12 protein-coding genes are annotated in these 14634 nt (G+C 67.2%); 9 read left to right on the forward strand and 3 right to left on the reverse strand.

Annotated elements, in window-relative coordinates:
* Positions 1-102: 102 nt before the first annotated feature.
* From HV798_RS01945 to HV798_RS01965, 5 genes are all read left to right on the forward strand, one after another.
* A complete protein-coding gene (locus HV798_RS01945; RefSeq protein ID WP_175195860.1) occupies positions 103-735 on the forward strand; it encodes a DUF4198 domain-containing protein in 633 nt (210 codons plus the stop codon).
* Between the two features lie 23 nt (positions 736-758).
* Entirely contained in the window at positions 759-1040 is a 282-nt protein-coding gene (locus HV798_RS01950; RefSeq protein WP_175195914.1) for a DUF3649 domain-containing protein, read from the forward strand.
* A complete protein-coding gene (locus HV798_RS01955) occupies positions 1037-2665 on the forward strand; it encodes a PepSY-associated TM helix domain-containing protein (protein WP_175195862.1) in 1629 nt (542 codons plus the stop codon). The genes HV798_RS01950 and HV798_RS01955 overlap by 4 nt, the downstream gene beginning before the upstream one ends.
* 6 nt (positions 2666-2671) lie before the next feature.
* Entirely contained in the window at positions 2672-2995 is a 324-nt protein-coding gene (locus tag HV798_RS01960) for a DUF3325 domain-containing protein (RefSeq protein WP_025140117.1), read from the forward strand.
* Positions 2996-3089: 94 nt separating this feature from the next.
* Positions 3090-4442 (forward strand): tryptophan--tRNA ligase, encoded by a 1353-nt coding sequence (locus HV798_RS01965; RefSeq protein ID WP_175195864.1) that lies wholly within the window; start codon positions 3090-3092, stop codon positions 4440-4442.
* A gap of 94 nt (positions 4443-4536) precedes the next feature.
* Here the strand turns inward: HV798_RS01965 and HV798_RS01970 are convergent, their stop codons facing one another.
* Together HV798_RS01970 and tex are read right to left on the reverse strand one after the other, a co-directional pair.
* Entirely contained in the window at positions 4537-5040 is a 504-nt protein-coding gene (locus tag HV798_RS01970) for a hypothetical protein (RefSeq protein ID WP_175195866.1), read from the reverse strand.
* A gap of 377 nt (positions 5041-5417) precedes the next feature.
* Entirely contained in the window at positions 5418-7799 is a 2382-nt protein-coding gene (tex, locus tag HV798_RS01975) for an RNA-binding transcriptional accessory protein Tex (protein WP_175195868.1), read from the reverse strand.
* 225 nt (positions 7800-8024) lie between these two features.
* On the opposite strand from tex, the gene yoaA reads away from it, so the two are divergent.
* Positions 8025-10109: a DNA repair helicase YoaA gene (yoaA, locus tag HV798_RS01980; protein WP_175195870.1), complete on the forward strand. Its 2085-nt coding sequence runs from the start codon at positions 8025-8027 to the stop codon at positions 10107-10109.
* Positions 10110-10158: 49 nt separating this feature from the next.
* Here yoaA and HV798_RS01985 read toward each other — a convergent pair whose 3' ends face one another.
* The gene (locus HV798_RS01985) at positions 10159-10947 is read right to left on the reverse strand and encodes an outer membrane protein assembly factor BamD (protein WP_025140122.1); all 789 of its coding nucleotides are present in this window, start codon (positions 10945-10947) and stop codon (positions 10159-10161) included.
* A 107-nt stretch (positions 10948-11054) separates the two neighbouring features.
* Here HV798_RS01985 and HV798_RS01990 point away from each other — a divergent pair, with 107 nt between their 5' ends.
* The 3 genes from HV798_RS01990 (at position 11055) to HV798_RS02000 (ending at position 14575) form a co-directional block, all read left to right on the forward strand.
* A complete protein-coding gene (locus HV798_RS01990; RefSeq protein WP_175195872.1) occupies positions 11055-12062 on the forward strand; it encodes an RluA family pseudouridine synthase in 1008 nt (335 codons plus the stop codon).
* Positions 12050-12814 (forward strand): peptidoglycan editing factor PgeF, encoded by a 765-nt coding sequence (gene pgeF, locus HV798_RS01995; protein ID WP_175195874.1) that lies wholly within the window; start codon positions 12050-12052, stop codon positions 12812-12814. The genes HV798_RS01990 and pgeF overlap by 13 nt, the downstream gene beginning before the upstream one ends.
* Before the next feature lie 123 nt (positions 12815-12937).
* A complete protein-coding gene (locus HV798_RS02000; protein WP_175195876.1) occupies positions 12938-14575 on the forward strand; it encodes a PHA/PHB synthase family protein in 1638 nt (545 codons plus the stop codon).
* Positions 14576-14634: the final 59 nt, after the last annotated feature.

Below are 14634 nucleotides of genomic sequence, written 5' to 3' on the forward strand. Positions count from 1 at the left end.
AGGTACTGTTTCGTAGTGAGAATGGTTATAATTCAGACCCTGCCGACACGCAATCCGCCGCGGGGCGGGCCCAGATCGGCGCAGACAACAGGAAAATCGACAATGAAATTCGCAAGGACTTTGGCAGCCATCGCGCTGCTGGGCAGCGCCGGCGCGGCGCAGGCGCACTTCGTCTGGCTGGAACGGGCCGATCAGGGCCCGGCGAAAGCCTACTTCGGCGAATGGGCGGATGACCTGCGCGAAAAGCGCGACGGCCTGCTGGGCAAGGTCCTGGTGGCGCCGGTGGTGACCGGCGCCGATGGCAAGGCGCTGAAGGCGTCGGCCGAAGGCGCGGATTTCGTCGAGTTTCCCGCCAGCGGCAAGGGCGATGTGCGCCTGTCGCAGCCGATCCAGTTCAAGGAAACGCTGATGCAGTACGGCGCCAAGGCCGGCCGCAGCGACACCGAGGGCAAGCTGGACCTGGAACTGGTGCCGGCCGCCGCGGGCAGCAATACGTTCGTGCTGCACTTCAAGGGCAAGCCCCTGGCCAAGACCGAAGTCACTGTGTTCGGCCCGCCCAAGTGGGAAAAGCGCTTCCATAGCGACGAAAACGGCCGCATCGAGATCACCACCCCGTGGCCGGGCCAGTACGTGCTGGAAGCCGCCCACGTCGTCGAAGAAGCTGGCCAGACCGACGGCAAGGCCTATACCAAGATCCGCTACGTTTCCACCCTGACCTTCAACGTGACCAAGTGAAAGCTCCCGCAGCCGGCGCAGGCATGATGCGCTACCGTTTTGCCGTGGCCTCCCGGACGGTGGCCGCCATTCTTGGCGGCTACGGCCTGGCCTCGGCGGCTGCGGCCTGCCTGGCTGTGTGGCTGCCCCTGCAACGCGCCGAGGCCGTCGTCACGGCGCAGATGGTGTCCTTCGTGGTCTACACCTGTGGCGTCATCTGGGTGTTCGCCACCCGCAACGCCTGGCGCGCCTGGGCGGGCATCGTGGTGCCGGCGGCAGTGTTCGGCGGCCTGTTCCTGGCCCACGGGCTGGTGGGGGCGGCATGAAACCGAATACCGGAAAAGCGCAAGGCGAAGAAGGCCTGCGCCAATCCATGTCGTGGTTGCACACCTGGTCGGGGTTGATCTTCGGCTGGGTGCTGTTCGCGATGTTCCTGACCGGCACGCTGGCGTTCTTCCGTCCCGAGATCACCCGCTGGATGCAGCCGGAGATCCAGGTACAGAAGGCCCCCGTGCTGGAATCCGTGACGCTGGCGCAGCGCTACCTGACCGAACACGCGCCCGACGCCAAGCGCTGGTTCATCACCCCGCCGTCGGATCGCGAACCCGAGATCTCGCTGCTGTACCAGGTGCCCAAGCCCAAGCCGGGCGAACGCGGCTTCGTGCGCGTCAAACTCGACCCGCACAGCGGCCAGGCGCTGGCCGGACGCGAGACCCGCGGCGGCGACTTTTTCTACCGTTTCCACTTCGAACTGGAAACCGCATTCCCGTGGGGCCGCTGGCTGGCCAGCATTGCCGGCATGTTCATGCTGGTGGCCATCATCAGCGGCATCATCACGCACAAGAAGATCTTCGCTGACTTCTTTACCTTCCGGCCGAAGAAGGGCGGGCAACGCGCCTGGATGGATGGCCACAATGCGCTGTCGGTGCTGGGGTTGCCGTTTCACCTGATGATCACCTTCAGCGGGCTGGTGCTGTTCATGACCATGCTGATGCCCGCCGGGATTCTGGCGGTGTATGAAAACCCGCGCCAGTACACCGACGACGTGTTCGCGTCGTTCAAGGTCACGCCGCCGCGCAACGAGCCGGCGCCGCTGGTCGATATCGCCCCGCTGGTGGACCAGGCGCAACAGCGCTGGCATGGCCGCGTGGGCCGCGTCACGGTCAACAACCCTGGCGACGCGGGCGCCACCGTTACCGTGACCCGCGATGCGGCCGATGGCGTGTCCTATGGCCGGCTATCGCCCTACCTGCGTTTCGACGGGGTGAGCGGCACGGTGCAGGAAGGGCAGGATGAACTCAGTCCCACCGTGCGCACGGCCGGCGTGATCGTCGGCCTGCACCTGGGCCTGTTTGCCGAACCGCTGCTGCGCTGGTTGTATTTCCTGGTCAGCCTGGCGGGCACCGCCATGGTCGGCAGTGGCTTGGTGTTGTGGATTTCGAAGCGGCGCCAGAAGGCGCGTCCCGGCGCGCGCGAAGCCTTTTCGCTGCGGCTGGTGGACGGCCTGAATGCCGGCACCATCGCCGGCCTGTTCATCGCGGTGGCGGCGTTCTTCTGGGCCAATCGTCTGGTGCCCGCCGACCTGCCGGGCCGCCAGCTCTGGGAAACGCGTGCCTTCTTCGCCGCCTGGGGCCTGTCGCTGGTGTATGCGTTCGTGTTCCAGAAGCGCAAGTGGCAAGACCTGCTGTCCGCGGCCGCCGCGTCGCTGGCGCTGGTGCCGGTGGTCAACGCGCTCACCACGTCGCGCCATCTGGGCGTGTCGCTGCCGGCGGGCGACTGGGTCATGGCGGGATTCGACCTGACCTGCCTGGCCGGCGCGCTGCTGCTGGCCTGGATGGCGCGCAAGGCCGCCCGGGCCCGCAAGGCGCCGTCCAAGACGGCCGCGAAGGCCTCCGCCAGGACGGCCGGCCACGCGCATCCCACTTCCGAAGCTGCCTATGAACCGAGGTGATACGCCATGACGCTTGCCGCCTTCTGCCTGGCCTACGCGGGGTTTTCCGCCCTGTGCCTGGGCATGGACCGTCACTACGAAGACCTGTTCGACCGAGCCTTGCCGCGGCGCCACCGGCTGCCGCTGCGGGCGTTCGGCTGGGGCGCGCTGGCCTTGTCGCTGTGCGCGTCGGCCGCGGTCTGGGGCTGGAGCTATGGCACGGTGGAATGGATCGGCATTCTCAGCATCGCGGGCCTGCTGCTGATCTGGTTCCTGACCTTCCGTCCGCGCGCCGCCCTGACGGCGGGCGGCCTGTGCGCGCTGGCCGCCCCGGTGCTGGCCGTCCTGTAGGCGTCGGGACGGCGCCACCGGGCCCGGCACGGGCCGTGGCGGGCGGCGCGGCACGTTACACTGGGCTTTTCTCCACGCAACCGCCTCATCGTCCATGAATACCCGCGTCCTCACTGGCATCACCACCTCCGGAACTCCCCACCTTGGCAACTACGCCGGCGCGATCCGCCCTGCGGTCCAGGCCAGCACGCAACCGGGTGTCGACGCGTTTTTCTTCCTGGCCGACTACCATGCGCTGATCAAGTGCGATGATCCGGCCCGCGTCGCGCGCTCGCGGCTCGAGATCGCCGCCACCTGGCTGGCGGTCGGACTGGACCCCGAACGCGTCACGTTCTATCGCCAATCCGACATTCCCGAAATTCCCGAGCTGAGCTGGCTGCTGACCTGCGTCACGGCCAAAGGCCTGATGAACCGCGCGCACGCGTACAAGGCATCGGTCGACCAGAACGTGGCCAAGGGCGTGGACCCCGACGACGGCGTGACGATGGGGCTGTTCTCGTACCCGGTGCTGATGGCGGCGGACATCGTGATGTTCAATGCCAACAAGGTGCCGGTGGGGCGCGACCAGATCCAGCATCTGGAAATGGCGCGCGACATCGCCCAGCGCTTCAACCACCTGTACGGCCGCGATTACTTCACGCTGCCCGAGGTCGCCATCGAAGAAGACGTGGCCACCTTGCCGGGGCTGGACGGCCGCAAGATGTCCAAGAGCTACAACAACACGATTCCGCTGTTCGAAGGCGGCGCCAAGGCGCTGCGCGCCTCGATCATGCGCATCGTGACCGACTCGCTCGAGCCCGGCCAGCCCAAGGACGCCGAAGGCTCGCACCTGTACACCATCTACCGCGCCTTCGCCACGCAGGCCGAGGCCGCCGCCTTCCGCAAGCAGCTCGAAGAAGGGCTGGGCTGGGGCGAAGCCAAGCAGGCGCTGTACGACCATCTTGAAAACCTGCTGGCGCCGATGCGCGAGCGCTACTTCGACCTGATGGCCAACCCCGGCCGCATCGAAGACGTGCTGCAGGCCGGCGCCGTCAAGGCCCGCAAACTGGCCGTGCCGATGATGCGCGAACTGCGCGAAGCCGTGGGCCTGCGCAACCTGAACGCCCAGGCGCCGGCCAAGAGCACGCAGGCCAAGAAGGAAAAGGGCAAGGGCGCGCGCTTTGTCAGCTTCCGCGACGAAGACGGCAGCTTCCGCTTCCGCCTGCTGGCGGCCGATGGCGAAGAACTGCTGCTGTCGCAAGGCTTTGCCGACCCCAAGGAAGCCGGGGCGCTGATGCGCCGCCTGCAGGCCGAATCGCCCGACACGCTGCTGCAAACCACCGACGCCGGCCCGGCCGCCGTGCTCGATGGCGTGGCCGTGGCCACGGCGCCGGCCGGCGCCCAGGGCGATGCCCAGGCCTTGCTGGCCAAGGCGCGCGAAGCGCTGGCGTCGATGTCGCAGGAATAAGCGCGCGTTGGGCGGCGCGCACTGCGCCGCCTGTTCAAGGTTTGTCCAGGCGCCGCGTCAGCGGCGCCTTTTTCATGGGTTCCGGCGCTGCCGTTCAGCGCGTCGCGCTGCTCACGATGCGGCCGTCGCGCACCTGAAAGCGCTGGGCGCTGCCCTGGCCCGCGATCTCCAGCATGTCGCCCGACGAATAGCCGGTGACGTTCGGGCAATCCAGCCATTCCGGGTTGATGAACGGAAAATACTTCAGCGTGCCGCTGCCCTGGCTGACGAAATCGAACGTGGTGTTGGCGACCACTTCCGGGTCCCATTGGCTGGCGTCGAAGATCAGCGCGCAGCCGGCGCCGATGCGATACACGATGCTGGCGCCCATGCTGGCAAAGCCCAGCGCGCCCACGTGCAGCTGGGCGCCGTTGACCAGTTCGATCACGCGGCTACCCAGGCGTTCCAGGGTGATGTGCTTGAAGGTGACTTCGGCGCCGTCCACGGTCAGGTGGGCGTACTGGCCCAGCGTGACTTCGTTGTAGGCGCCGCTCAGGCTCGCTTCTTTTTCGGTAATGGTTGCCGCTTCATTGGCGGCAAGCGTAATGGTATTGCGCATGGCGGACGGATCTCCGGTCTCTCAGGGTATGGCGCATGTTGTTCTTGTGCTTCTACCCGATAGACGCTTGCGCCGCCGCTCGCCTGATCGTGGGTCTGCTGTCGCCGTGCCGGTCCGAGGCCAACGGCGTTTTATTATTTGGACACAATTCGATATTTTCTCTTATTTTTATTGCGCAGGGCTTGAGGGATCGCAAGGAAATCGGCCCATTGCGGGAAAGTCCTTAGTTGAATGACAACCCCGAAATGACGCCCCGAAGTGACGCCCCGAAGTGGCACCCCGAAGTGACACCCTGAAATGACAACCGGCGCCTGAGCGCCGGTTGGGGACCTGCCGGTTGCGTCCTGGCTGCCTTGTGAGGGCAGGCCAGGGCAAGATCAGCGTTTGAGCTTGGCGAACGCGTCGGCCATGGCGCTGTTCATCGCGACGCCGCCGCCTGCGTTGCCGCGGCCGCTGTCGCCTTGCGGACGGCGGCCGGGGCGGTCGCCGCCCTTGGCCGGGGCGTCCGAGCCGCGCCGTGCAGGCACGGCGGCATCGTTCATGCGCATGGTCAGGGCCACGCGCTTGCGCGCCACGTCCACTTCCAGCACCTTCACGCTGACCGTCTGGCCCACACGCACGACGTCGCGCGGATCCTTCACGAACTTCTCGGCCAGCGCCGAAATGTGGACCAGGCCGTCCTGGTGCACGCCGATGTCGACGAACGCGCCAAAGTTGGCCACGTTGGTGACCACGCCTTCCAGCACCATGCCGGGGAACAGGTCGTTCAGCGTTTCGACGCCTTCCTTGAACTGCGCGGTCTTGAATTCCGGACGCGGATCGCGGCCGGGCTTTTCGAGTTCGGCGAAGATGTCGCGCACGGTCGGCAGGCCGAAGCGCTCGTCGGTGAAGTCCGACGGCGACACGCCCTTCAGGGCCTCGCGCTGGCCGATGATCTGCTTCACCTCGGCCTTGATCTTGGCGACGATGCGCTCGACCACCGGATAGGCTTCCGGGTGCACCGACGACGCGTCCAGCGGGTTGTCGCCATTGGGAATGCGCAAGAAGCCCGCGGCCTGTTCAAAGGCCTTGTCGCCAAAGCGCGGCACTTTGCGCAGGATGTCGCGCGTGGGGAAGGCGCCGTTTTCGTCGCGCCAGGCCACGATGTTCTTGGCCAGCGACGAGTTCAGGCCCGACACGCGCGCCAGCAGGGCGGCAGACGCGGTGTTGACGTCCACGCCGACGGCGTTCACGCAGTCTTCGACCACGGCGTCCAGCGAACGGGCCAGCTCGCGCTGGTTGACGTCGTGCTGGTACTGGCCCACGCCAATGGCCTTGGGGTCGATCTTGACCAGTTCGGCCAGGGGGTCCTGCAGGCGGCGGGCGATGGACACGGCGCCGCGCAGCGTCACGTCCAGGTCGGGGAATTCCTGGGCGGCCATCTCGGACGCCGAGTAGACGGATGCACCGGCTTCGGACACGACCACGCGGGTCACCTTCAGGTCGGGGAAGCGTTCCATCATGTCGCCCACCAGCTTCTCGCTTTCACGCGAGGCGGTGCCGTTGCCGATGGCGATCAGGTCGACCTTGTGGCGGGCCACCAGCGCGGCCAGCGTGTTGATGGTGCCGTCGCGGTCGCGGCGCGGTTCGAACGGGTAGACGGTGGTGGTGTCGACGACCTTGCCGGTCTGGTCGATGACCGCCACCTTGCAGCCGGTGCGGATGCCCGGGTCCAGGCCCAGCACGGCCTTGGGGCCGGCCGGCGCGGCCAGCAGCAGGTCCTTGAGGTTGGCGGCGAACACGCGGATGGCTTCGGCTTCCGCGGTTTCGCGCAGGCGGCCGATCAGCTCGCTTTCGAACGCCGTGACCAGCTTGACGCGCCAGGTCCAGCGGCACACTTCGCCCAGCCAGCGGGCGCGCGGCGAGGCGTCCAGCGCGAACAGGCCATTGCCCAGCTTCAGGAAGTTGGCCACGCGCGCCACGCAAGGGTGGGGCAGTTGCGCTTCGAGTTCGGCTTCCAGGCCCAGGCGGATTTCCAGCACGCCTTGCTGGCGGCCGCGCAGCAGCGCCAGGATGCGATGCGAAGGCAGCGTGCGCAGCGGTTCGTTGAAGTCGAACCAGTCGCGGAAGTTGGCGCCTTCGGTTTCCTTGCCGTCGACCATCTTGGAATACAGCAGGCCGGTGGACCAGAGATGCTCGCGCATGTCGGCCAGCAGGTCCGCATTTTCGGCGTAGCGCTCGGCCAGGATGTCGCGCGCGCCATCCAGCGCCGTCTTGGCGTCGTTGATCGCGGCTTCGGGGTTCAGGTATTGCGCGGCCAGCGCGGCCGGGTCGCAGGCCGTGTCGGCCAGGATGGCGTCGGCCAGCGGTTCCAGGCCGGCCTCGCGGGCGATCTGGGCGCGCGTGCGGCGCTTGGGCTTGTACGGCGCGTACAAGTCTTCCAGGCGCTGCTTGGTATCGGCGGTGGAGATTTCCTGCTGCAGTTCGGGCGTGAGCTTGCCTTGCTGCGAGATGGATTCGAGGATCGCGCCGCGGCGTTCTTCGAGCTCGCGCAGATAACCCAGGCGCACTTCCAGGTTGCGCAGGACGGTGTCGTCCAGGCCGCCGGTGGCTTCCTTGCGGTAGCGCGCGATGAAGGGCACGGTGGCGCCGTCATCCAGCAGTTCGACCGCCGAAGCGATCTGGGAGGCGCGTGCTCCGAGCTCGGTGGCGAGCTGGGCAACGATACGGGCATTGTCGACGCCGGCGGCGACGTTCGTGATAACGGAAGTTTCAGACATCTCGATACGACGGCAAAAAGGAAAAACAAGGGGCGGATTGTGCCATAAGCCACTGTTACAGAACGTGCCAGGGGTGACCGATCCGTCCCTGCGACAGGGGGCGACCGCGACATGGCAAGCGGAAAAGCGCGGCCGCAGCGGGTATCATTTGGTCCTTTCCCACCATCAGTGTCTGGCGCCCCGACCGTCGACCGGCACGGTTGACTTCGACACTAGGCTGTTTCAATGCTGGACCTGGACATATCCGAATTCTTCGCCGAGGACGGGCCGCTTGCGTCGGCCATGCCCGGCTACAAGCCACGCCCGTCGCAAGTCGAGCTGGCCCAGGCCATCGGCCAGGCCATCTCCGACCGCGCCACGCTGGTGGCCGAGGCCGGCACCGGCATCGGCAAGACCTGGGCCTATCTTGTACCCGCGTTCATCCAGGGCGGCAAGGTGCTGATTTCCACCGGCACCCGCACGCTGCAGGACCAGCTTTTTTCCCGCGACCTGCCGCGCGTGCGCGCTGCCCTGGCGGCGCCGGTCACGGCCGCCCTGCTCAAGGGCCGCGGCAACTACGTCTGCCACTATCACCTTGATCGTCTGCAGGGCGATGACCGGGCGCTGAAGTCGCGCTCCGAGATCCAGCAACTGCGCCAGATCCAGGTGTTTGCCGGCATTTCCAAGACCGGCGATCGCGGCGACCTGGCCCAGGTGCCCGAAGACGCCGACATCTGGCAGCGCGTCACCTCGACCCGCGAAAACTGCCTGGGCCAGGAATGCCCGCGCATCCGCGACTGCTTCGTGGTCAAGGCCCGCCGCCAGGCCCAGGAAGCCGACGTGGTGGTGGTCAACCATGCGCTCTTCATGGCCGACCTGGTGCTGCGCGAAGAGGGCGTCACCGACCTGCTGCCCGAAGCCGACACCGTCATCTTCGACGAAGCGCATCAACTGCCGGACACCGCCACGCGCTTTCTGGGCAGCAGCGTGTCCACGCACCAGCTCATGGATTTCGGCCGGGCGCTGGAAGTCGCCGGCCTGGCCTATGCGCGCGAAGCCACCAAATGGAGCGACATCTCGCGCCATCTGGAAACCGCCGCGCGCGAGCTGCGGCTGGCCTGTGCGCCGCTGGAACGCCTGCCGGGCCGCAAGGCCACGTTCGAGGCCATTCCCAACGCCGATGAGTTCGACACCGCGCTGGCGGTGCTGCGCGAAGCGGTGGACACCGCCACCAACGCGCTCGGGTCCGTCGCCGAGCGCCACCCCGACCTGGTGGCCGCCGCGCGCACCGGCGCCGAGATCTCCGTGCGCCTGAAACGCTGGGCCACGCCCGGGCGCGGCGGCTCGGGCTTTGACGACGAAGGCTGGGGCCGCGACAACCAGGCGCCCGAGCCGCCCGCCGCTGCGCTGGGCGATGGCCTGTCCACGCCGACCGCCATTCTGGAAGGCGCAGCCGCCGCCGTCGAATGGACCGGCCCGGCGGTGCGCTGGGTCGAACACGGCCTGCATCACGTGCGCCTGCATTCGGCGCCGCTGTCGGTGGCCCAGGCGTTCTCCAAATACCGCAAGCCGGGCCAGGCCTGGATCATGACGTCGGCCACCTTGTCGGTGAACGGCGAATTCCATCATTTCACCAGCCAGCTGGGCCTGGAGCGCGCGCGCACCGGCAAATGGGAATCGCCTTTCGACTACCCGCAGCAGGCGCTGCTGTTCGTGCCGCGTGGCATGCCCGAACCCCAGTCGCCGCAGTTCCTGGACCGCTTCGTCCAGACGCTGCTGCCGCTGCTCGAGGCCAGCCCCGGCGGTACGCTGGTGCTGTGCACGACGCTGCGCGCCGTGGACAAGGTCGCCAACCTGCTGGCCGACGCTTTCGACGATGCCGGCCACGACTGGCCGCTGCTCAAGCAGGGCGAGGGCACGCGCCGCGACCTGCTCGACCGCTTCTGCAAGCTGACCCACCCGGTGCTGGTGGGCAGCGCAAGCTTCTGGGAAGGGATCGACCTGCCCGGCGACGTGCTGACCCTGGTGGCCATCGACAAGCTGCCGTTCGCGCCGCCCGACGACCCCGTGATCGAGGCGCGCCTGCGGGCCTGCCGCGCCCAGGGCGGCAATCCGTTCTCGGAATACCAGTTGCCCGAGGCCGCCATTTCGCTCAAGCAGGGCGCCGGACGCCTGATCCGTACCGAAGCCGATTGGGGCGTGCTGATGGTGGGCGATGCCCGCCTGGTCGAAAAACCGTACGGCAAGCAGCTATGGCGCGGCCTGCCGCCATTCGCGCGAACGCGCGAATTGGAAGAGGTGCTGGCCTTCTACCGCCGCAAGCAGGAATAAAAAAGCCCCTCGAGAAATCGAGGGGCTTTTTTTCCCATGCGGTGGCCGATCAGTTGAACGGGTTCCACCAGCTCTTGTCGGCCTTCAGGCCCTTGTCCTTGAACGAGCTGTTGGGGAAGTTCTTGTCGAATACGCGCTGCGAGTCGTTCTTCAGTTCGGTCATGCCGAGCTTGTCGTAGGACTGCACCATCAGGTAGAGCGCTTCTTCGGTGGCGGGGGCGCCTTCGAAGTCGGTGATGACGGTCTGCGCGCGGTTGGCCGCGGCAATGTAGGCGCCACGCTCATAGTAGTAGCGCGCCACGTGCACTTCGTTCATGGCGATGGTGTTGACCAGCCAGGCAACGCGCTTTTCGGCATCCGGCGTGTACTTGCTGTCCGGGTAGCGCTTGATCAGCTCGTTGAAGGCGTCGTAGGACGCGCGCAGGCCCTTGGGGTCGCGTTCGGCCGGATCCTGGCCGGTCAGGCTGCTCATGAAGGCGCTGGCCGGCGTGAAGTTGATCAGGCCCTTCAGGTAAAGGGCGTAGTCGGTGCCGGGGTGGTTGGGGTAGAGCTGCTGGAAGCGGTCGATCGCGGCCAGGGCTTGTTCGTTTTCACCGTCTTTCCAGTTGACGTAGGCCAGCTCAAGCAAGGCCTGCTGGGCGTAGACGCCGAAGGGGTAGCGGCTTTCGATGGCGGTCAGGCGCTCGCGGGCTTCTTTCCAGCCCCCGGACGAGATTTCCGCCTTGGCGTCGGCGTACAGCTGTTCGGCGCTCCAGTTGGTGGTCTTGTCGTACTTGCTGTTGGTCGAGCCGCAACCGGCAATGGCGATAACGGCAAATAGCGCGATAACCACGCGCAAAACCGACCCGCTTCGGGAGGCGGGGTTCAAGGGAGCTGCGGAGTGGTGAATCACGAGAATCGTATCCTTGGTGTTAGCATGGCAGGCTGATTATATGATTTGTCTCCATGTCTGATACAGCCATCAGCGCAGATCTCGTTTCCGACGATGAACTCCTGGGTCTTCCTGGCGAAAATCCGGGCGAAAACCGGGGTGAGCCGCAACTTGTAACGGTGCCGTCGGGCACGCGCGCCGACCGGCTGGACAAGGTGCTGGCCGGCCTGTTGCCGGACCACTCCCGCAGCCGCCTGCAAGGCTGGATCGAAGCCGGCAACGTCCACGTCAATGGCACGCCCGGCAAGGTCCGCCAGACCGTCGGCCCGGGCGACGAGATCACCGTCTGGGCCCAGCCCGCCCCCGAAACCCTTGCGTTCGCCCCCGAAGCCATCGATTTCCCGGTGGTCGACGAAAGCCCCGACTGGATCGTGGTCAACAAGCCGGCCGGCCTGGTGGTGCATCCCGGCGCCGGCAACTGGAGCGGCACGCTGCTCAACGGCCTGTTGCACCGCTACCCCGAACTGGCTCATGTGGCGCGCGCCGGCATCGTTCACCGGCTGGACAAAGACACCTCCGGCCTGATGGTCGTGGCGCGCAACGAAATCGCGCAGACCCATCTGGTACGCCAGTTGCAGGCCCGCAGCATGGGCCGCGAGTACATCGCCCTGGCGCATGGCTGGGCGGCCGCGGCCGGCAAGGTCGACCGCCCGATCGGCCGTGATCCGCGCGTGCCGGTGCGCATGAGCGTCGAACGCCCCGTGGCGCCCAAGCCGGCCATCACGCATTACACGCCCGCCCGTCGCGGCCAGGTCGACCCCGGCGGGCGCGTCACCGAAGTGGTGTGCCGCCTGGAAACCGGCCGCACGCACCAGATCCGGGTGCACATGGCCAGCCTGGGGCATCCGCTCCTGGCCGACACCATCTATGGCGGCAAGAACATCGCGGGTGCCACGCGGCAGATGCTGCACGCCCGCGCCCTGCATTTCGACGATCCGGGCGGCCGCGGCGAAGTTCAATTCGCCGCCCCGGTCCCGGCGGACATGACCCTGGTCCAGGAAGCGATCACATGGAACGCGTGATTCAAGGCTTGCCCGTGGTGACCGGCCCCGCCTGGGCCGGCGTCAACTATTTCTGCACCACCCGCGCGGGTGGCGTGGGCGTCGCCCCGCACGACACCCTGAACCTGGGCCTGCGCGCTGGCGACCACCCCGACACGGTGGCCGAAAACCGCCGCCGCCTGCGCGCGGCCCTGCCGGGCGAGCCGCTCTGGCTGCGCCAGGTGCACAGCAGCGACGTCATCGACGCCGACCAGGCCGACGTGCCGCCCGAGCCTACGCTGGACGCCAGCGTCACGACGCAGCCGGGCCGGGTGCTGGTCGCGATGGCGGCCGACTGCCTGCCGGTGGTCATGGCCGATGCCGACGGCCGCGTGCTGGGAACCGCGCACGCCGGCTGGCGCGGCCTGGCCGGCGGCGTGCTGGAAAACACCCTGGCCGCCATGCGCGCCAAGGCGCCCCAGGCCACGGCCTGGCGCGCGTGGGTCGGCCCCGGCATCGGACCCGAGGCGTTCGAGGTCGGGCGCGACGTGCTCGACGCCTTCATGGCGGACGACCCCGCGACTGAGTCCTACTTTCGTCCTCGGCCCGGCGTGCCGGGCAAATGGCTGGCCGACCTCGCCGGCCTGGCCGGTTTCCGCCTGCGCCGCGCCGGGGTACAAGAGATCAGCCAGAGCGGCCTGTGCACCGTCACTGACGCTGCGCGCTTCTTCTCGTACCGGCGCGATGGCGAGACCGGACGCATGGCGCTGCTGGCCTGGCTGGACCCGGCTTGATCCCGCGCAAAGCGGCTTGGTAAAAGGGCTGGCAGGCTTGCCGGCCTCATTGAATACCCGCATTGACAGCCCTTTACCCGCCATGCAACATCAATCGGGAAGTCTCGATAACAAGGTGTCGAAGTGAATGCCAATCTCTCCGCCTCAGGGCCCCTTCCGGTGAGCGTGGCTCCGGACGTCCTGGCCGACATCCAGGCTGAATTCTCTCGCGAGTGGCAGCGCCTGTGCGATGACGCCCGTCGCGGCGCGCTGGCTCCGCTGGCCGATCGCCGCTTTTCCGGCGACGCCTGGGCTGCCAATGGTTCGCACCTGCTGATGGCGCACACCTATCTGCTGTCCGCCCGCGCCATGTCGCGCATGGTCGACGCCGCCCAGGTCAGCGAACCCCTGCGCGACCGCCTGCGCTTTTCGATCATGCAATGGGTCGACGCGCTGTCGCCGTCCAATTTCCTGGCCCTGAACCCCGATGCTCAGCAGTCCATCGTCGAAAGCGCCGGCCGCGCCCTGAACGAAGGGCTGGCCAACTTGCTCGGCGACGTCAAGAAAGGCCGCATCACCCAGACCGACGAAACCCAGTTCGAGATCGGCCGCAACGTGGCGATCACGCCGGGCGACGTGGTGTATGAAAACCCGCTGTTCCAGCTGATCCAGTATTCGCCGGCTACTGCCACCGTGCACGAGCGCCCGCTGGTGATCGTGCCGCCGAACATCAACAAGTTCTACATCCTCGACCTGCAGCCGGACAATTCCTTCGTGCGCCATGCGGTCGAGCAGGGCTTCACGGTGTTCCTGATTTCCTGGCGCAACCCGCTGGCCAGCGACACCGACGGCGTCGACCGCGCCACCTGGTCCGATTACCTGGACAACGCGGTGCTGCAGGCGCTGCGCGTGGCCAGCGACATCACCCGGCAGCCGCAGGTGAACGCGCTGGGTTTCTGCGTCGGCGGCACCATGCTGGCCTCTGCCCTGGCGCTGGCCGAAGCGCGCGGCGAGCATCCCGTCGCGGCCCTCACGCTGCTGACCTCGCTGCTCGATTTTCACGATACCGGCATCCTCAACGTCTTCGTCGACGAAGCCCATGCGCTGTGGCGCGACCACCAACTGGGCGCCGGCGGGCTGATGCCCGGGCGCGACCTGGCCACCACCTTCTCGTTCCTGCGGCCCAACGAACTGGTCTGGAACTACGTCGTCGGCAACTACCTGAAAGGCCAACGGCCGCCCGCCTTCGACCTGCTGTTCTGGAATGGCGACAGCACCAACCTGCCGGGTCCGTTCTTCTCGTGGTACTTCCGCAATACCTACCTCGAGAACAATCTGAAGGTGCCGGGCCGGGCCCAGGCGGCCGGGCTGCCGCTGGACCTGACGCGCCTGACGATGCCGGCGTATATTTTCGGTTCGCGCGAAGATCACATCGTGCCGTGGGTCTCGGCCTATGCCTCGACGCAGGTGCTGCGTGGCCCGCAGCGGTTCGTGCTGGGCGCATCCGGCCACATCGCGGGCGTGGTCAATCCTCCCGCCAAGAAGCGCCGCAGTTACTGGGTAGCGGACAATACCGGGCAAGCGGGCCAGCCCTTGCCGGGCGACCCCAACGCCTGGCTGGCCCAGGCCCAGGAAAAGCCGGGCAGCTGGTGGCCCGACTGGACCGAATGGCTGGCCGGTCATTCCGGCAAGCAGGTCAAGGCGCGTACAAAATCAGGCAATGCCCAGTATCGGCCGATCGAGCCGGCGCCGGGCAGGTATGTGAAGGTCAGGGCCGCCTGAAGCCGCAAAGGCGGTGGGCCCAGGCCAATAAGAAAGTCAATCAACGAGGCGTCCGTCGC

This window comes from Achromobacter deleyi, from assembly GCF_902859705.1.
GTDB lineage: Bacteria > Pseudomonadota > Gammaproteobacteria > Burkholderiales > Burkholderiaceae_B > Achromobacter > Achromobacter deleyi.

Coding starts and splice junctions, on each gene's coding strand:
- HV798_RS01945 (WP_175195860.1), top strand. CDS start 103: ATGAAATTCGCAAGGACTTTGGCAGCCATCGCGCTGCTGGGCAGCGCC.
- HV798_RS01950 (WP_175195914.1), top strand. CDS start 759: ATGATGCGCTACCGTTTTGCCGTGGCCTCCCGGACGGTGGCCGCCATT.
- HV798_RS01955 (WP_175195862.1), top strand. CDS start 1,037: ATGAAACCGAATACCGGAAAAGCGCAAGGCGAAGAAGGCCTGCGCCAA.
- HV798_RS01960 (WP_025140117.1), top strand. CDS start 2,672: ATGACGCTTGCCGCCTTCTGCCTGGCCTACGCGGGGTTTTCCGCCCTG.
- HV798_RS01965 (WP_175195864.1), top strand. CDS start 3,090: ATGAATACCCGCGTCCTCACTGGCATCACCACCTCCGGAACTCCCCAC.
- HV798_RS01970 (WP_175195866.1), bottom strand. CDS start 5,040: ATGCGCAATACCATTACGCTTGCCGCCAATGAAGCGGCAACCATTACC.
- tex (WP_175195868.1), bottom strand. CDS start 7,799: ATGTCTGAAACTTCCGTTATCACGAACGTCGCCGCCGGCGTCGACAAT.
- yoaA (WP_175195870.1), top strand. CDS start 8,025: ATGCTGGACCTGGACATATCCGAATTCTTCGCCGAGGACGGGCCGCTT.
- HV798_RS01990 (WP_175195872.1), top strand. CDS start 11,055: ATGTCTGATACAGCCATCAGCGCAGATCTCGTTTCCGACGATGAACTC.
- pgeF (WP_175195874.1), top strand. CDS start 12,050: ATGGAACGCGTGATTCAAGGCTTGCCCGTGGTGACCGGCCCCGCCTGG.